The following is an 18,340-nucleotide window of genomic DNA, read 5'->3' as shown; positions in this document are numbered from 1 at the left end:
GTTTTGAGTTGCTCCCCCTGGAGATTCCACAATTTTACCGTGTTGTCCCTACTGCCAGAAGCGATGGTTTTGCCATCGGGACTGAATGCCACACTGTTGACAATACTGCTATGCCCTTCCAGTCGGTTCCGTTCCCTGATCCCATAAACAATCTGCTGGAGAGTAGCAACTGCTCTCATGCGGTTACCTGGTTCTATATTCTTGCCTGGAGTTTTGACTCGTTTGGCTAACTTCAAACTTCCTATCAAAGCCTCAAAATTTAAGTTTGAGACAAACAGGTTTTCGGAAGTGAGACTCTGGGCGAGGATTTCTGCATTCACTTGCCCTTTCTTCGCTTCTGCTTTAGCGTTGTTTGCTTCTTTTTGTCTTTGTTGGGCAACATCTCGCTGTCTCTGCGCTTCTTTCTGACGTTGCACAGCTAATTTTTGAGCAGTTTGGGTTTTCTGTAGAGCTTGTTCGGCAAGTTGGCGTTGTTTTGTTTCTGCTTGTTGAGCTGCTTTGGTTTTTTCGAGGGCATCAGCTATTTGTAATTGACGTTGTTGGGCAAGTTGACGTTGTTTTGTTTCTGCTTGTTGAGCAGCTTCGGTTTCCTTCAGAGCATCAGCTATTTGTGATTGACGTTGTTGGGCAAGTTGACGTTGTTTTACTTCTGCTTGTTGAGATGCTTCCGCTCGCTTTTGAGCTGCCTGTGCTTCTTCTGCGCGTTTTTGAGCTAAATTCTGCTGTGTTTGAGCATTTTTTGCCTGATTTTCTGCCTCTTGTTGCTGACGTAATGCTTCTTGTCGCTGATTGACTGCTTCCTGACGTTGCTCGATCGCATAAAGTGCCAGTGCGCTCATTAAAACAGAAAATATTAATCCTCCTGCAAGATATGGTAACAATGGCTTGTAACGCTCCCAAAAATCCCGCAAGTTCAACGGCAAATGTTGATTCACCCACTTCAAATCAAACACTTGCTGATAGATGGGATTTCGCATCTTCAACACGGCATTCTCTCTTTTGACTATACCTGATAATTTCAGGTGAGATTTGATGATAGACTGTTCTTCATCAGCAACAGCACGCCCCCGCCGAATTTCACGATAAATGCTTAAAACAGCAGCTTTGTCTGGTGCGCGTTTAGTCAGCATATCACGGACAAACTGCAAGTTATTATCTTGCTCACTCATCGCACCGAAAAAAGTGCTACTTACTATATTGTTAATATCAGCTTTTGTCCAATTTTTCTGAGATTGCTGACTAATAATAGAAAAAAGACGCTGCGTTAAGTAGGGATGTCCTTTTGTCCAAGAAAGTACCCACTGTAACACTTGCTCTGCTTGAGAAGTTGCCAATCCCAATCCCTCTGCTAGCGGTTTTGCTTCATTAAAGGTAAAATCAGTTAGGTCAACTCGCTGACCAATATTAAACGGTGTCCGCTTGGGATCGCGAATTAAATCACCGGGAGTTGCCACACCAAATAATACAAACGAAAGCCGCTCAAATTCTGCTCTAAAAGCACGGGATACATAGAGATAGCGAATAGCTGCATAAAAATCGTCTGTAAAATCTAGACTCAAAGTTGTATCAATTTCATCTATAAAAATGACCACTGATGCCGTTATCTCAACTAACAACACCTGCTGAAAAAATTCTGTTAACCGTTGGGTAAAACCCAAATGGGCATGTGCCTGCCACCATTGGTGTACATCAGTATCCAGCATCAACTGTGCTTCTATTTGCATGAGTAAACCTAGATACCACTGTTCAGGATTGATGACTTGTGTACCTATCCCCGTCAAGTCAATCATCACTGACTGAATTTCTTCCGTTCTCAGTTGACGAGCAGTCCGTACCATTAAACTAGATTTACCCATCTGACGCGGTGTGAGAACGTAAGCAAATTTTCTTTCTCGACACAGTGCTAACAATTCCTCATCTGCACGTCTTTGAATGTAAACCCCACTCCGGTTCGTTTGTACTGTCCCCCCGACAGTATAAATGCTTGCATCAGCCATGCAGATTCTCCCGGAAATATTCGGCGTACAAATCACAACGAGGTATGATAGATTGTCCGGAAGCGCGTACTAATCCAGAACCCTGCAATCGCCAAAAAATTTGCCGATCTGGACAGATGTTTTGACTAATGACAAGCTGCAACCCTTGTATCAATTCTTGCTTATCATATAATAATGATAATAGCCGCCGCAAATGGTCACCAAAAGGTCCATTCGGGGCAGTAGCATTGGTGAATAACTCTTTTGGGGTGATTTGTCTACTAGCAACTAAGTACAGTGCCTTTCTCACTAAGTAAGGATGTCCACTCAGCAAGGGAAACAATTGTTGCAGTGAGTTGGCATCAAAGGGTGAACCATGACGACGATTAAGTTCGGTAACTTGTTCGGTTGTAAAATCTTCTAGTTCAATAATCTGCCCCACATTAAACGGAGATTGGTTAAGGTCATCAATTAACTGATATGGTTCTGTAGAAGTGACGAGTACTAAATCTAATTTGTCTAAACTCGGATAAATCGCACGGCTATTATGCCAGCTACGCAACATGCCAAAGAAGTCATTGCGGAAGTTGGTGTCAAAAACTCTGTCCACTTCATCCATTGCCAACACCAACGGTTGTCCCAATCCTTTTAAAATATGACGTTGTAAGTAGCGATCGCACCTTTGAATTGTGGTTAAATTAAGACGAAAATACTCCTCCACTTTATCTTCCAATTCCAGCACATCACTAATCCAACAACAGAAGTGACGGAAGAACAATTCTGAATCACTTAGTACAGAATTGTTCAACTGTTGAAAATCAAGATAAGCAACTCGCTTATCAGCATTGCGAGCAGCTTGAATTAACCGCATCAACAATGAACTTTTCCCAACTTGCCTGGGTCCTTTGATCGGAATCGTGACACCAAGCTGTACAATAGTACTCAACCCAATTGCGTCCGCGTTGCGTTCCACATAAAACGCTGATTCAGGTTTCATCGTCCCCGATGGCATTTCTAACACCACTGGTTGTGCAAATGGAGTTGGTGCAGTTAATTGCTTGGGTTGATTGATTTGAAGTAAACTAGTTTTAGCTTCAAGGTCAATCTTGAAGGAACCACCATTAATTGCTTGCCTTAACTCTTCTATTAAACGCGGCGTATCTTGAGAAGTTTCCCAAAATGCCCAGTTAATCTGGTTCAAGTAGATGCTGATGGGATGGGGAAATGCTTCTCGATAAGCTAAACGCACTGGGAGAATAACAGGTTTTCCGCTTTGCCTTTGTGCTAATTCTTGAGCAAGGGAAATTTCCCACTGCACCATCTCACTATTCACAGACTGCTCAGAAAGGAAAACGATGAGAAAATCAGTACTTCTTAATTCCGTTTCAATGGATTCTGCCCAGCGCGTACCTACCAGTATTCTTCGGTCAATAAAGACATTGTACTGCTGTGACAATTCCTGGTAAACTTGAGTCGCGACAGGTTCATCCGGTTCGACATTGCGCTTGTAACTAATAAAAATGCGCTGAAGTGAAGTCGCGGAAGGAATTGTGTCTTTTTCGCTGTTTCTAGTTTTTAATACAGGTGTTTCTGACTCTGGTATTCCCTCTAAATCAATCGAAGTGCAACCAAATTCAAAAGCATCTTCGTAACTTCTGCCTGCACCTAGAGCATCATAAAATCCAACTGCAAACTCAATTGCTGTGCGATCGCCTACTACTTGACTCATCCCAATCACACAATCTACATTTTGGTGAATCGCCTGAGCTTGTACTTCACTATAGCAGGCATTAAGCAACACACACTCTACTTTATCTTGAAATAATTTAAATAATCTTGCTAGCGATCGCGTACTGACAAGTTGCAAATTTCCAGAGTTATTTTCCAACGCCAAGCCATCACTCCCTGCCCCATGTCCAGAAAAATGCACAATTTGTGGTTCATAATCCAACAAAGCCCGTCGCAAATCATCTACCCGTACTGCCCACTTAGTAATAATTTCAAACTGCTCCCGCCTTTTTGCACGTTCCAACCCCGCCTGAATTTCTCTGACTTCCTCATCCAGACGTAACTTAGAGGTTCTTTGTGGGTTAGCTGATAAAATCAGAATTTTCTTCACGATGCTATCAACTACTGTCAAATTTGCTGTCATTTATTTGACCTTAGGCATTTTACAAAAATTTGGTTATATGAGTCAGACTTATTTACTAATTAGGTACAAGCAAAATCAACTTATGCACCAGAGAGATAGAAACGGGAAATTTTTGCGCTCATCTGATTATTATAGAACCGCACGGTAGCAATACACAAAATGGTATTTGCGTGTAATGTTAGAATTGTAGAATGATTAGAATGAGTACTAATGCTGTGTCATGGGGATTACAAAACACCGATTTATCAATCCCTGTTGCGTCGAGACTGTCTCAGATTGTTTCAAGTGATTCTTATTTTTACTTGGTAAGCTTAGTATCCTCTTCTGTCAACCGTATATTCACCTTTTATAGTGTAGCTTTCTAAAATTTAGTTAAGGCGATCGCCATCTTAGTTTAACGTTACGAGTTGAAATGCCTGAATTAGGACAATATCTCCTTTTTTGAGAGACATTACACAGGTTCTCCATCTTCTAAAGAATAGATATCTGACTCATCATATAAAAAATCAAATGCACCACCCATGAGTGCAAGTTGCATTAACTCTTGGGTAGAAGGTTTAGAACTATCAAAAAATAGCTCAGTTTCTAGTAATGCTCTTTCTTCTTGTGAAAGGGAGCGAATTATTTGTACTAGCGTTTTAACTAGTTGAGTATTCATGGAGATTTTCGTTCACTAACGTTCATTGGCTTCAACTCTTGTCAAAGGCTGAAAATCTTCAATTTTGATTGGATTATCTGTTAACTGAGAAATAAGTCCTTTTTTCGGAAAGTGTTTTGTTTTGGGGCTAGGGCGTAAGATGCCATTTTCAAACACGGCTTCACAGTTTTGTTGCTGCATACACAATCCTATTAATTATCTCTCTCCAATTTTAACCAATGAACCAGCCCTTTTAACGCTAACAATTGTACTATGTTGACACACTCGACGCGGTAAATAATTGACTCATGCGCTTTAAAATTCTCAAGACAGTGTATAAGTCATTACCGCGTCTAATTGTAAATTCGTCGGATAAAGCATAAATTGGTTGTTCTTGCTGAATCAATTTGATAAAAATAAAATTACCACCATTTGTTACTAAACCCAATAATTGTTTATCAGGTTTTAAATTAGCTAGCATATATGATAAGGCTTGCGGGATTCCGATTTCTAAAGAAAATCCTGCTTGTTTTGATTCAATGACGAGAACCCATAGTTGATCTTGCAATACTAAAACATCAATTTTTCCTCGAATAGTCACTTCTCCATCTTCAGCAGTAATTTCAACAGATTTCTCGCTATCAGTATAAAAAGGTTCTAAATAAAAGCCTGCATAATTTAATAAAGGTGACAATACTGCCATCTTAACCATATTCTCAGGCATGGGACGTTTGATCAAGTTTAAATAACTTGCTTTTACTCTGTCTAATTCCTGTTTTTCATAGTCTGTAAGTTCTGGTAAGTCTTGTTGCCATTCTAAAAATATCTGTGAAGAATCTGAAAGTTTAAGATTAAACTTTTTTTCTAAATCATATAATTTGACTTTTTCCGCTTGAATTACTGTTACCATATTTATATTTATTAAATATAATCAATTTTGTTTACTCAAGATTATTATATATTATACATTAATCTACGTACACAGGACGTTGAGAACTAACTATTCAAAGCTTATATGGTCAAGTCTTTGCTTTACTTTATCTTAGCTGGGTTATGTGAAATTGCTGGTGGCTACCTAATTTGGCTTTGGTTGCGGGAAGCTAAAAGCATTTGGTATGCATTTTTTGGTAGCGTACTGCTAATTTTGTATGGAGTTATCCCGACATTGCAAGAAGCTAACTTTGGCAGAGTTTACGCAGCTTATGGGGGAGTTTTTATTGTTCTTTCTATCCTTTGGGGATGGCAAGTAGACAAAACTACCCCTGATAAATTTGATCTCATCGGCGGTTTTATTGCTCTAGTTGGTGTGTATGTCATCATGTACTGGCGACGAGCTTGAACATTTCACCTCATTGAGCATATTATTCCGACAAAGCGGTAATTATTTGATGACAATCTACCTGTAAATCTGAAATAAGAGCAGAACCTTTATGAGATAATTCCTCATCTCCTGATGGAACTACTGGACGATAGTCTAAACCCTTAATTGAGGCAAGTTGCCAATAACACCAATGTACGTAAGATCTATTAAAAAACTCTACTACTTTTGTGCCAGGACGGCAAAATATGAGGTTTGCCAAACCAGCCCCATGTGGTGCAACAATAACTCGTGCATGATTAAAAGCGCCAATCTGCTCAACCCAAGTCATTTCCTCTAATTTTAACTTATGAAATCCCCTAGCTTTTAAGTTTGACCACAATTGTTCCTCATTAAAAATTTTGCGGAGCTTAGCATTTTCTCTGGAAATATATATTTTTTCCCCAAAAGAAGAAGTACTATTTAACAAAGGTTCTACGAATGTTGAAATTAAATCTACAACTTTTGGAGTGGGATGCCCTGTACTTCCAACTAAGCTTGGAACTACTAACTCATCGCATTGAAAATGACTGTTGGGGCTAATTATTTTACCATTAAAACCGTAAAGCTTTAATGCATCGCGATTATATTGATTCGAGTTACTTGCAATCATTGTATTAAATTCATCCCTCTCCAGAATTAGCAGCCGGGGTAATTCGTCTAATAGCCAGTGATAGTAGTTAGATGGACTTGACTCCACGGCAATCACAGCTGTCTTCCCAGTTAATAATTTAGGTCGTTTAAGCCTCTTAACATGTAATAACCAATGAGTTTCAAAGGGTTGTCTAAAATCTATGGAAACATCTCTAGCAATTGTTTTTCCATCAGGTGAAATAACTACTCCTGAACCAAAAACTAGTCCGTGTGGTAATAGCCCTACATATTCTTGTGTAAATGTTCTGTTTGTAAATTGGCTGAAAAAGGCATAAAGTTCACGAGTACAGTGTACCGGAAGTGAGTAATGTACTTGTGAATTGTAATGTTGCAATTGCATTGAACCGCCGAAATGAGAAATTATGCTCTCAAGTTTCTCGCAATTTGTAGGAGGTAGGACATGGTAATACGGAACTATTACTTGGGACGAGTAATGCCTATATGTTGCCTCAAGTTTATTTGCTGTTCTATTTAACAAGTTTTTTAGTGAATCAGTCAGTTGCATAGACATCTGAGGAAACTAAAAAGCTGGTTGTCAATGGTGGATTTACTATAAAAAAGTAAGACTCCATCCTCTATTGGTACTTTGATGCAGAGGCAAGAATTTGAAAAAACTCGTCTCCATCTATGGGTTTCGCAGTTGCCCTGACTCGATCTGAAAACTTATAGAATGCTTCGTTGTCTTCTCGATGTTTGAGTACGTAATCTCTTAATTCAGCTTTACTTGTATCGCTGTGCAGAGTTTGGTCATAATAAACTTGACCATCTTCTCTAATAGTGATCTCTAATATGTCACCTGCTAAAATAAATACGTCGCGGGTGCGTTCATCCATTCTAATGAGATGGAGAGGGAAAGACGAGCTTGTCAGCCACTGACTCATGCTAACAAATTCTCTTAATTGTCTGTGGTTTGGTTGTTGCTGCATATTTTTGTTTTACACCTGCAAAGAAATACTAGCCAAGAAGCGTGGAGTATAATGTATTATATGAATACTACTCTTGGAAAACTACGGTAAAGGCATATGTAACCCCTCGTCTCAATCAAATTCGTTCAACAGCAAATAATGGTAGTCCTCAGAGGCTAGCGTTTGGGGTAGATGCTTATTTGTTGAAAAATCGTTTGATTGCAGTCGCTAAGGTAGAGAAGTAATGGAACAAGTTTATAAATATCCACGCACCCCTCATCTTAAGGGTTCGCGTTTGCAACCTGGGGATGAAGACCTTGATAACATTCCCTTTGATGATATCAAAGAAAAGTACGTAGTGGTAGAAGAAAAAGTGGATGGGGCAAATGCTGCCATTAGTTTTGGTGCTAACTGTCAAATTCGACTGCAAAGTCGGGGACATTATTTAACAGGTGGAGCCAGAGAGAAGCACTTTAACTTGTTTAAACAGTGGGCGCATACTCATGCTGCTGCATTTTACTCAAAGTTGGGAAGTCGCTTTATTCTCTTTGGAGAATGTTTGTACGCCAAGCATACAGTGTTTTACGATGCTTTACCCCACTACTTTTTAGAGTACGATGTGCTGGATTTAGAGAAGCAAGTTTTTCTCAGCACAGCTAGTCGCCTACAGTTACTAGCTGGATTACCTCTAGTTTCTGTACCTGTGCTTTTTTCCGGCAGACTCAAATCTTACAAGCAATTAATCGGGTTGCTAGGTGAGTCGCATTATCAAACCCCATTACATTTGGAAAGTTTACGCCAAATTTGTCAGGAAAAAGAACTTGATGTCGAGCGTGCGCTCAAACAAACCGATCATAGTTCCCTCATGGAAGGATTGTACATCAAAGTCGAAACAGGTAATACGGTGACTGCCCGTTATAAATACGTGCGCTCAAGCTTTTTAACCACCATCCAACAATCAGATGGACATTGGCTCAACCGCCCTATTATACCAAATCTTCTTCGTGCCGATACCAATTTGTTTAGGTAATAAGACGTTTGTAGTAAGAGCTTAAGCGCTTAAAACCTTTTTGAGCGCTGTAGACGCGAAGCGGCTTCTCGAAGAGTAGCGCTCACTACGAAAGTTAAGTGGAGAATTACGATATGAGTAGCCCATCTTGGTCTTTTCCTTATTGTCCCAGTCAAAGCGATCGCTCAATCAACTGGTCAGCACTTGAAGCGCAATTTGACTGGCTGCGCAACTTAGCTACTTGTCCCCAGGATCCCCGTTATCACGCAGAAGGTAATGTTCTCATCCATACAAAACTGGTATGTGAAGCATTAGTTGCATTACCCCAATGGCGAGCATTACCTGCCAAAGAGCGTTCGATCTTGTTTGCCGCCGCTTTGCTGCATGACGTTGCCAAACCCACCTCCACTCAATTAGAAGATGATGTCATCACAGCAAAAGGACACGTACTTCAAGGTGCAAAAATGGCACAACAGGTTCTCTGGGATATGCATGTGCCATTTCCAGAAAGGGAGGCGATTGTTGCTTTAGTTAAATATGGTAAGCTGTGACGCATTTAAAATGTATATTGACTCCTGCCGGATCGTCCTTTGTCATTAGTCATTTGTAACAAAGGGCACGCTCACTTAGGACACGCTCACTTAGGACTGTCTTTACGAAAAAATGTTAAATTTAGATGCGCACCAGCTTAGCTTGCCTTTATGGTTTTGGGACAAACCCAATCCCCAACGAGCAGTGATTAAAGCAAGCCAAGTTATCCATTGCGACTCTTGGATGAATCCCCTGCCTAAAGGCAGGGGAGACTGAATTTTGAGACAGGACTTAAATTTATTGTGTTTAATTAAAGTAATTCCATTTGAAGAGAACAGTTACCTATGCGCGTCTTACTGGTAGAAGACGAACCTGGCATTGCTCAATTTATTAGTCAGGGATTGAAAGAAGCGGGTTACGCAACAGATATAGCTACTGATGGTCAGCAGGGACTGGATTATGCTTCTTCAGCAGAGTATGACATCATCGTACTGGATATAATGTTGCCTCAGATGGACGGTCTACAGCTTTTGCGGAAATTGCGATCGCAAGGTTTTAAAACCCCTGTACTGCTACTAACCGCCCGCGATGCAGTAGAAGACCGGGTTCGAGGTCTAGATGCTGGTGCTGATGACTACTTGTTTAAGCCCTTTGCTTTGAGCGAACTATTGGCGCGTCTGCGTGCCTTACTACGTCGTCCTCCTATGCAACAGAACACAATACTGCGAGTCGGAGACTTGGAGATGGACGTTGCGACTAGGGAAGTACGCCGCGCTGGAAAAAGTATCAACCTCAGCCCCCGTGAATTTACACTGCTAGAGTATCTTATGCGCCACCCTCGCCAGGTACTTACCCGCAGTCAAATAACCGAACATACCTGGAATTTTGACTTTTACGAAAATTCCAACGTTATTGATGTTTATATTGGCTACTTGCGACGCAAGATAGACCACGGTTTCGACAAACCCCTCCTGCACACAGTGCGTGGTGTAGGATATTGCCTTAATGCAGATGCTGCCAATGATTAGTTTGAAGTGGCTGAATCACATCCCTGTACGTATAAAATTAACTGCTTGGTATCTCCTGTTATTGGGGCTGACTCTGGGCGGGTTCACGGGCTATTTGTATTTCCGACTTGAGCGTAAAATAATTAGCAAGGCGGATACCGCTCTGCAAATAGCAGGTTCTCAGTCCTTGGTTTATTTAAACGATCAGGGCAACGCTCTTGCCTTTGCGGACAAGCCAAGCCGACAAAATACCGCACAACGTTTGATAGAGGCTGGATTTGCAGTTCGCCTAATTACTCCTCAAGGCAAAATAGTGGACGGCTTTGGCAAATACCAAGAAGTGCCTCTGTGGATACCAAGTGCCAGTGGATACATAAGACTGGCAAGAAATAAGGCAGACTGGCGACTAATTAGCCAACCAGTAATCCGTCAAGGTCAGATTATCGGCTGGCTGCAAATAGCAAAGTCTCTTGAGGCATTAGAAGAAATATCACAAGAATTACCTAGAGAAATGTTATTTACATTGCCATTGATACTTGTCCTCGCAGGTTGTGGTGGTTTATTTCTCTCATCAAAAGCATTGCAACCCATCAGTCAAATTACCCAGACTGCCCAAGATATTAGCGCCATTGACCTCGCCCAACGTCTAAACTACAAAGGGGCAAAAGATGAAGTGGGACAGTTGGCGACCACCTTTGACCAGATGTTAGAACGTTTACAAGCAGGTTTTGAGCGGGAACAACGGTTTACGGCTGATGCAGCCCATGAATTACGTACTCCCCTGACGGTTATCAAGGGACGCATAGATGTAACCCGCAGTCAGGAGCGCACTCCAGATGAATACGAGCAAACCTTGCAGGACTTAGAACAAGAGGTAGACCGACTAATTCGCCTCAGCAATGGTTTACTGTTACTAGCAAGGATTGACCGGGGACAGTTGCCTTTTGAGCCATTACCTGTGGACTTAAACAACTTGTTGGAAGTGATTGTGGAACAAGTGCAACATGCCGCAGAATCGCAACAGATTAAGCTGCTAAATAACTTGACTCCCGATTTGTGGGTGCAGGGCGATCCCGACCAGTTGACGAGTTTGTTTTTGAACCTGGTAGACAACGCTGTTAAATACACACCACTTGGAGGTGTTGTTTGGGTGCGGTCAAATTTGCACTCAAATGTAGTGCAGGTGATGATAATTAACACAGGAGTAGGTATTGCAAAAGAGCATCTACCTCACCTATTTGAGCGGTTTTATCGGGCAGACTCAGCCCGTTTCCAAGGAAAAAGTGGATCTGGGTTGGGGTTGGCGATCGCTCACGAAATTGCTCGCTTGCATGGCGGTACTATTACTGCTGACAGCATTCCTAACAAAGAAACTACTTTTACCGTCACTCTACCAGCCCAACATACTACTTTACCACACAAACTTTGACGAGTAAAGCAATTTTTAGACTCATCAAAATTAATGAAATGAACAAATAGTCGTTGACTCTCATTATTTTCTTAATCTCGTTTTGTAACTTGAAATTATAGCGAGTTGAAATAGGGTTAGACCATGACAGTAAGTGAAATGAGACTGAATGCAACTTCATTACAGCAGTTATCCCAATTGCAACAGCAAATATCCCAATCTCAGCAGATACCTGAACACGCGATATGTGAAACTCAAGCTAGTCAATATATGATTGATTGCTATCCGTATGCTATGAGAGGATTTTTGTGGGGTCTTTTTATCTCTATTGTCTTTTGGGGAAGTGGGATTGGCGTATTATTGCTAGTGTTTTAATAGTTATAAATTGTAGGTTAGCGTAGACAGTCGCAACGTTCACGCAAACCTACAATAATTTTCTTGTAACTCTCATCGTATTCTTAAAAAGTTTCTCTAACATTCAGGTATGAGCCAATAACATCAAACCTTCAATTATGAGGTTTAATTATGGGAATTAAGCAAACAATTATGGCTGGTGGAGTATTAGTGGTTCTTGTAGGAAGTTGGTTCTTTAGAAATAGACTTGTTCAAGCTTCCCCTGACAACACAGCACCTGCCGTCACAATGGTTGAAGCCATAGAAACGGTTCTTGCTGCTAACCCAGGTACAGCAGCAATTGATGTCAATTTAGAGTATGAAAATAATAATTTGGCATGGGAAGTTAAACTAAACAATGATTTAGAAGTGTACATAGATGCCAACACAAAAGAAATTGTTAAAACTGAGCAAGGCTGGAATTTAGCAGATGTTCCTCTCTTAGCATGGCTGCCTAATTAATTTATATCTTGGAAAGCAAAAACCTCTCATCATTTTCTTAATTTATCTTGTTAATATTTATGTTTTTACAGATAATTCAAGCAAAAATTATTATTACTCTCATCGTTTTCTTAAAAACTCTATCTAACATACAAGATATAAGCAAATAACAATAAACTAAATGGATGGGAGATTGAACTATGGAAATTAAGCTGGAGAAAACGATGCAATTTCGACGTGTAGTATCTCAAGGAAAAAATAAAATCGTCGCCGCCAGAAAATTTGTTGGCGAAAACAATCAAGTCATCAGCCAGATAGTGGTAGTAGGCAAGGACAGGAAGCGGCTTGCAACTTTGATTCACCCAAATTTGCAAGCGATCGCCACTTGGGCAAAAACACAAGGTTTATAACATTTAACACAAACCGAGTTGCTTGCTCATCGCAATCGCGCCAAGATCAAAGAGGAACTCAATACTTTGACGCAAGACCTAGAGAAAGCAGGCTTAAGCTATGATATCCCCCACTCACCCAGAAGCACCATAAAGTTTCCTTGGTAAGTTAGACTAGTTGCATCTACCAGAATGACAGCGCTCAAAACTTTTTCCTCAATTAACCTGGAGCGATAGCGAAGCCACCAGAAACGGAAAGGTTTTAAACAAACTTGAAAAATACTGCTTGTTACTTTTAAAGATTTGTTTCTAACTTGCTTGTGGTAGGTGTCACCATGAAAATCGAACGACGTGATTTCGAGCAGAATTCCGAACAAAGTAATCATATTATCCCGTTTGATCCTTCGGTTAGCAACAACCAAACTAAGAAAAGGTTTTCTTGGCAAAAGCTAGCTACCCATTTATCTTTAGTGCTATTAGGAAGTGGCATCACCCTTTCAGGTGGCTATTTGCTTGCACGCAATCCACTATCACCCCAACAACCTAACTCTCAAGGAGTTGTTGTATCGGATAGTACAACTGCCCCTCCTGGCTTACCAGCCACTACAAACAACAACTTTGTTACTGCTGCGGTGGACAATGTTGGTCCTGCTGTGGTGCGAATTGATGCCTCTAGAACTGTAACCAATCGCGTACCAGGGGTTTTCAACGACCCATTCTTTCGTGATTTCTTTGGATTGGAGCCGATGCAACCGCGCAGGCGGACGGAACGCGGAACTGGTTCTGGTTTTATTGTTAGCTCCAATGGACGTATTCTTACTAATGCTCATGTAGTTGATGGTGCTCAGACGGTAAGAGTCAGGTTAAAGGATGGACGTTCATTTGAGGGTAGGGTGTTAGGATCAGATCCAGTAACTGATGTAGCAGTTGTCCAGATTCAAGCTTCAGGGCTACCAACCGTCAGGTTAGGTAACTCAGATCGGCTTACACCAGGTGAATGGGCGATCGCCATTGGTAATCCCTTTGGTCTTGATAATTCCGTTACCACTGGTATCATCAGTGCCACAGGGCGCTCTAGCAGTGCTGTTGGTGTTGCCGATAAACGTGTCAGATTTATTCAAACAGATGCTGCGATTAATCCTGGTAACTCTGGTGGACCACTGTTAAATCAACAGGGTGAAGTGATTGGGATGAATACAGCAATTATCCAAGGCGCTCAAGGATTAGGCTTTGCTATCCCTATTAATACCGCTCAACGCATCGCCAATCAACTGGTAGCTCACGGTAAGGTAGAACATTCTTTTGTGGGAATTCAGATGGTGAGTATTACCCCAGAACTTAAACAAGAAATTAATAGTGACCCCAACCGTCTTATGACGGTGGATGCTGCTAATGGTGTTTTAGTCGTCAGAGTTGTACCTAATTCTCCAGCTGCTAGAGCCGGTTTACGTGCTGGTGATATTATTCAAAAGCTCAATGGTAAATCAGTTACAGAGGCTCAAACAATACAACAAACTGTAGAAAATAGCTCTGTTGGTGAGAATTTAAGCTTGCAATTGCGTCGTCAGGGAAGAAATATCGACTTATCTTTGCGAACTGGTGCAATCCCTGCTGAGATGCAGTAGCTCAAATAGAGCGTTGTGGAAAAAGCGAAAGCTGCTGCCAATCCCATTGGCTCATAAATACGTTAATAGTCCAAGAATTCACGAGAATGCACTTATGTTTTACACCGTAAAAGATGGAGACACACTACCAAAAATAGCCGAAAAATTTTATGGTGATCGCAGTTGGTGGCGACCAATTTATGATGCTAATCCAGATGTAATTCTACTCATTCCTGAGGTAACACTTTTGATTTCCCTTCCTAAAAATATTTATGAGAAAGAATTAGAAAACAATGAAAACTTATGCCCACCTATAGGAGGTGCAAATATGACGAAATCCAAACATATCAAAAATAATTTTGTGAGAGTAGGAGCAATTTTTGGAAGCTTACTCATTGGTTTATCATCAATTCCAATCCCAATTTTTCTAGCACAAAGCGCCCAAGCTCAACAAACGCCCAAGACTTCTAATGATTCTGTGATCCCACCTATGCCAGAAGGACTACAAACTCCAAGTGCTAAGATTGTACCTGTAAATGGGAAAGTCAACGTGAAGCTGACTAACCAAACTAACGCTGTGCTTACATACGAAGTCATTGGACATACCAAACAACGCACCCTTTCCGGAAAATCAACTGTCACCTTAAAAGACTTACCAGTCGCCGTAGCTATTAGCTTCCGGCGACAGGATAAAGGACTGCTTACTGTTCATCTTCAAGGAGAAACAGCACCCGGATTATTAGAGGTCAAGTTGGATGAAGGGAAGAATTTTGGTGAGGATAAAATTGCAATGAAAATTGAAAAAACAGGCGAGGTCTTCTTGAAGTAATTGCAGAATACCAAGTTATTTGTTATTTCATAAATGAAACACAAAAACATCTGGTTGTATCTTTTTAGCGGTTTTTTAGCTATTCCTATCTTTCTTTTGCTTGGTTCATTAATTAAGGAAACTCAATCCTCAGAAACAGTAACAATTGGACAGCATAAGGGCTGAAGATTGCTAACATTAATACACCACTTTGGGCAGGAATTTCCGAAGCCATTATGCACCATTTGCGGGAGAATTGTTAAAAAGTAATTTAAATTCAGGGAAAAACTGTTAGCAATGAGTGGAATGAAAAACCAGCATAATCGATTCAATCGCCAACTTTGGCTGAAATTTTTAGCACTTGCCAGACCCTACTGGTTTTCTGAACAAAAATGGAAAGCTCGAGGACTGCTACTCCTGCTGTTATTATTGGCATTAGTTGTTAATGCTATCAACGTTGGCATTAGCTTTATTTTCCGCTATATTGATACATCACTGGCTAATTTTCCTCAAACTAAAGATACAGAAACCTTTTGGCGATTCATCTCTATTTATGCTGGTCTTTTGGTGATTGGTACTCCCATTGTTGTTATGTTCGGCTATCTCCAAGATAAGCTAGGATTATACTGGCGGGAGTGGCTAACAGGTCGGTTATTGGATAAATATTTGCAAAAACGCGCTTATTACCAGATTAATTTTAATGAAAAAATTGATAATCCAGACCAAAGAATTTCTGAAGACATTAGGGCATTTACCCGCACCAGTCTTTCTTTTTTATTGGTGATTCTCACATCAATTGTCACTCTAGTTTCTTTCACGGGCGTATTATTATCTATTTCTATTACCTTATCTGTTGCACTACTTTTATATGCAGTAGTAGGAACAATTGTTACTGCTTTGATTGGTCAAAGATTAATTGTAATTAACTTTGACCAACTCAAACAAGAAGCGAACTTTCGTTACGGTCTTGTTCATGTGAGAGATAATGCCGAATCGATTGCTTTTTACCAAGGTGAAGCGCAAGAATCAGTTCAGTTAAAACAGCGCTTTTTGGGCGCAATTCGCAACTTTGATTTGTTGATTAGTTGGCAGCGAAATCTTGGTTTCTTTACTACCAGTTATAATTACTTTGTTGCCGCACTGCCCTACATTATTGTCGCACCTATCTACTTTGCAGGCGATACTGAATTTGGGAAATTTACCCAAGCAGCGATCGCATTTCGGCAAATTTTTGCATCCTTATCTATTATCGTTAGCCAGTTTGAAAACCTGACTGCTTTCGCGGCAGGAGTTGAGCGCTTGGATAGCTTAGCCGATGGTTTAGAAACACCATCTGTAAAGCCAACAGGAATGACAACTATCGACATGACGCAAAACTCCAGACTAGCTTTACGCCAAGTCACTCTACTTACTCCTAATTATCAACGTACCTTAGTTAGGGAACTCTCTGTTACCATAAAGCCAGGAGAAGGACTGGTGATTGTCGGACACAGTGGGAGTGGCAAAAGTTCTGTCTTACGTGCAATTGCGGGTTTATGGAATGCGGGTACAGGTCATATTATTCACCCTTCCCTGACAGAGATGATGTTTTTGCCGCAACGTCCCTATATGGTACTGGGTTCCCTGCGAAGTCAGTTGCTTTACCCCAACACCAATCCCAACATCAGTGAAAGAAAATTGCATCAAGTCTTGGAGCAGGTGAACTTAAAAGACTTGCCAGAACGAGTTGGAGGCTTTGATGCACATCTAGACTGGGCAAACTTTCTCTCCTTGGGAGAACAACAGCGCCTTGCTTTTGCTCGCCTCCTACTAAGTGCTAGGAGCTATGCCATCCTAGATGAAGCAACTAGCGCGCTAGATATTACCAATGAACAGTGCCTGTATCAACAATTGAAGGCTACTGGAACTACTACAATTAGCGTTGGACACCGCGCCAGCTTGTTGCAGTATCACGAGTATGTTTTAAAGCTGGATGGCGATTCTAATTGGCAGTTGATGTCTACTCAAGAATATGATTCGGCTGAATAAGTTTGTTAAAAAAACTACAACGCTATCCCGTGCGCGGAGATTAGATTTGGACACCGCACTCAGGCAGGGAAAAAGTACACCTTGAGAGGTTGCGGTTTCTTCGATGTTGTAGATGGAAAAATCCGCTTTCAACGTGGCTACTGGGACAAGCTGACCTGGTACAAGCAAGTTGGACTGGCAATCGATTGAAACCTAAGGCTAATGAGTGAATAATGATATAAAATTCAAACATATAGGGCGACAACAGTGCATAAATTGCTAGTATGTATATACATGAAGTACATACATGGTAAATGAGCAACTCCTATAGCATTCGCAGCACCAGAATTGGTAACAGTGCAGGGTTTCGACTACCTGCTGATTTTTACCGCGAGCATCCTCAGTTTGAAGACAGCAGATGGTTGGATTGAGGTATTGTCACCAGATACAGCAATTGTGCGGATTGTTCCGCAAAAGAGTGAAGATGATGCATTTATACTCGCTATTAATGCGGTTATTTCTTGATTTTGCTCTCGCGGAAGCGTTAAAAAATAATACACTACAGCCTTACACAACTGAAATGTCCTCTGCCGCTCATAAACTTATTGAGGGTGTGGAAATAGAGGACGAATCGTGAGAAGATGCCCAAGTTTATCAGTAATGACTGGGAGATTTATTTTCATACTCAACTATTTGGCACTCAGTATCAAGCGTTGTCTGATCGCGTGTTCACCTTAAAGGAAAAATTACCAGAGGCGGAATTTAAAACTCACGCAATGCCGAAGCTGTTTGCGGCAATTACTGTGGCAATTGAAACCAAAATTCCCTTCGATCACGAGTGCGAGTTATTTTATTTTAACTGGTGCATTAAAACAGTATGGACGAGTGAAAAAAATGGGTTTACCGGAACGTTATCGACTGTTTTTCCGAGCATTTGATACTCCACAGTTGAAAGCGATCGTAATGAGCGTGGTTGGGGTTTCCTCTAGTGTGTTAATTTTGACAAAAAAATCAGGGATTTTGTTCATGCAGAAAGTATGCAAGAATTGTCAAAGACCTAAA

At 40.9% G+C, this 18,340-nt stretch carries 21 protein-coding genes and 1 pseudogene; 15 read left to right on the top strand and 7 right to left on the bottom strand.

Annotation, left to right across the window (positions count from 1 at the left end):
• The 5 genes from ICL16_RS42335 to ICL16_RS42315 all read right to left on the bottom strand — a co-directional run.
• Positions 1-1,997, bottom strand: a 1,997-nt coding sequence (locus ICL16_RS42335; protein ID WP_238361198.1) for a P83/100 family protein, incomplete at its 3' end; no start/stop codon positions are given.
• A complete protein-coding gene (locus ICL16_RS42330; protein WP_190838284.1) occupies positions 1,990-4,128 on the bottom strand; it encodes an AAA-like domain-containing protein in 2,139 nt (712 codons plus the stop codon). The genes ICL16_RS42330 and ICL16_RS42335, both read right to left, overlap by 8 nt.
• Positions 4,129-4,579: 451 nt before the next feature.
• The gene (locus ICL16_RS42325) at positions 4,580-4,786 is read right to left on the bottom strand and encodes a hypothetical protein (RefSeq protein ID WP_190838283.1); all 207 of its coding nucleotides are present in this window, start codon (positions 4,784-4,786) and stop codon (positions 4,580-4,582) included.
• Between the two features lie 15 nt (positions 4,787-4,801).
• Positions 4,802-4,966, bottom strand: a complete 165-nt coding sequence (locus tag ICL16_RS42320; protein WP_190838280.1) for a hypothetical protein — start codon at positions 4,964-4,966, stop codon at positions 4,802-4,804.
• Between the two features lie 70 nt (positions 4,967-5,036).
• On the bottom strand, positions 5,037-5,675 hold the full coding sequence (locus tag ICL16_RS42315) for a restriction endonuclease subunit R (protein ID WP_190838278.1): 639 nt from the start codon (positions 5,673-5,675) through the stop codon (positions 5,037-5,039).
• Positions 5,676-5,780: 105 nt separating this feature from the next.
• On the opposite strand from ICL16_RS42315, the gene ICL16_RS42310 reads away from it, so the two are divergent.
• Positions 5,781-6,104, top strand: a complete 324-nt coding sequence (locus ICL16_RS42310) for a YnfA family protein (protein ID WP_190838276.1) — start codon at positions 5,781-5,783, stop codon at positions 6,102-6,104.
• A gap of 22 nt (positions 6,105-6,126) precedes the next feature.
• On the opposite strand, the gene ICL16_RS42305 is transcribed toward ICL16_RS42310, so the two are convergent.
• On the bottom strand, positions 6,127-7,116 hold the full coding sequence (locus ICL16_RS42305) for a glycosyltransferase family 61 protein (RefSeq protein ID WP_190838274.1): 990 nt from the start codon (positions 7,114-7,116) through the stop codon (positions 6,127-6,129).
• A gap of 235 nt (positions 7,117-7,351) precedes the next feature.
• A complete protein-coding gene (locus ICL16_RS42300) occupies positions 7,352-7,702 on the bottom strand; it encodes a DUF6888 family protein (RefSeq protein WP_190838273.1) in 351 nt (116 codons plus the stop codon).
• A 41-nt stretch (positions 7,703-7,743) separates the two neighbouring features.
• Here ICL16_RS42300 and ICL16_RS42295 point away from each other — a divergent pair, with 41 nt between their 5' ends.
• From ICL16_RS42295 to ICL16_RS46530, 14 genes and pseudogenes are all read left to right on the top strand, one after another.
• Positions 7,744-7,926 (top strand): hypothetical protein, encoded by a 183-nt coding sequence (locus tag ICL16_RS42295; protein WP_190838271.1) that lies wholly within the window; start codon positions 7,744-7,746, stop codon positions 7,924-7,926.
• Positions 7,926-8,711 (top strand): RNA ligase family protein, encoded by a 786-nt coding sequence (locus ICL16_RS42290; protein ID WP_190838269.1) that lies wholly within the window; start codon positions 7,926-7,928, stop codon positions 8,709-8,711. Before ICL16_RS42295 ends, ICL16_RS42290 begins: the two co-directional genes overlap by 1 nt.
• Positions 8,712-8,824: 113 nt before the next feature.
• The gene (locus ICL16_RS42285; protein WP_190838267.1) at positions 8,825-9,241 is read left to right on the top strand and encodes an HD domain-containing protein; all 417 of its coding nucleotides are present in this window, start codon (positions 8,825-8,827) and stop codon (positions 9,239-9,241) included.
• A 324-nt stretch (positions 9,242-9,565) separates the two neighbouring features.
• Positions 9,566-10,249: a response regulator transcription factor gene (locus ICL16_RS42280; RefSeq protein WP_190838265.1), complete on the top strand. Its 684-nt coding sequence runs from the start codon at positions 9,566-9,568 to the stop codon at positions 10,247-10,249.
• Positions 10,242-11,657 carry a sensor histidine kinase gene (locus ICL16_RS42275; protein ID WP_190838354.1) on the top strand — a complete coding sequence of 472 codons (1,416 nt, stop codon included), beginning with the start codon at positions 10,242-10,244 and terminating at the stop codon, positions 11,655-11,657. The genes ICL16_RS42280 and ICL16_RS42275 overlap by 8 nt, the downstream gene beginning before the upstream one ends.
• Before the next feature lie 123 nt (positions 11,658-11,780).
• A complete protein-coding gene (locus ICL16_RS42270) occupies positions 11,781-12,011 on the top strand; it encodes a hypothetical protein (protein ID WP_190838263.1) in 231 nt (76 codons plus the stop codon).
• Positions 12,012-12,161: 150 nt separating this feature from the next.
• The gene (locus tag ICL16_RS42265) at positions 12,162-12,491 is read left to right on the top strand and encodes a PepSY domain-containing protein (protein WP_190838261.1); all 330 of its coding nucleotides are present in this window, start codon (positions 12,162-12,164) and stop codon (positions 12,489-12,491) included.
• 179 nt (positions 12,492-12,670) lie between these two features.
• Positions 12,671-12,880, top strand: a complete 210-nt coding sequence (locus tag ICL16_RS42260) for a hypothetical protein (protein ID WP_190838258.1) — start codon at positions 12,671-12,673, stop codon at positions 12,878-12,880.
• A gap of 314 nt (positions 12,881-13,194) precedes the next feature.
• The gene (locus ICL16_RS42255) at positions 13,195-14,484 is read left to right on the top strand and encodes an HhoA/HhoB/HtrA family serine endopeptidase (protein WP_190838256.1); all 1,290 of its coding nucleotides are present in this window, start codon (positions 13,195-13,197) and stop codon (positions 14,482-14,484) included.
• A gap of 94 nt (positions 14,485-14,578) precedes the next feature.
• The gene (locus ICL16_RS42250) at positions 14,579-15,292 is read left to right on the top strand and encodes a LysM peptidoglycan-binding domain-containing protein (RefSeq protein WP_190838254.1); all 714 of its coding nucleotides are present in this window, start codon (positions 14,579-14,581) and stop codon (positions 15,290-15,292) included.
• Between the two features lie 285 nt (positions 15,293-15,577).
• Positions 15,578-17,299, top strand: coding sequence for an ABC transporter ATP-binding protein/permease (locus ICL16_RS42245; RefSeq protein WP_202895975.1), 1,722 nt, complete (start codon positions 15,578-15,580; stop codon positions 17,297-17,299).
• 327 nt (positions 17,300-17,626) lie between these two features.
• The gene (locus ICL16_RS46540) at positions 17,627-17,803 is read left to right on the top strand and encodes a hypothetical protein (protein WP_238361197.1); all 177 of its coding nucleotides are present in this window, start codon (positions 17,627-17,629) and stop codon (positions 17,801-17,803) included.
• 116 nt (positions 17,804-17,919) lie between these two features.
• Complete coding sequence (locus tag ICL16_RS47550) at positions 17,920-18,216, top strand: type II toxin-antitoxin system YhaV family toxin (RefSeq protein WP_337907222.1); 297 nt, start codon at positions 17,920-17,922, stop codon at positions 18,214-18,216.
• A pseudogene (locus tag ICL16_RS46530) lies at positions 18,173-18,340 on the top strand (hypothetical protein); the annotation flags it as partial. The gene ICL16_RS47550 and the pseudogene ICL16_RS46530, both read left to right, overlap by 44 nt.

Source organism: Iningainema tapete BLCC-T55, assembly GCF_014698965.1.
GTDB lineage: Bacteria > Cyanobacteriota > Cyanobacteriia > Cyanobacteriales > Nostocaceae > Iningainema > Iningainema tapete.
This window is presented reverse-complemented; position numbering and strand designations above follow the sequence as displayed.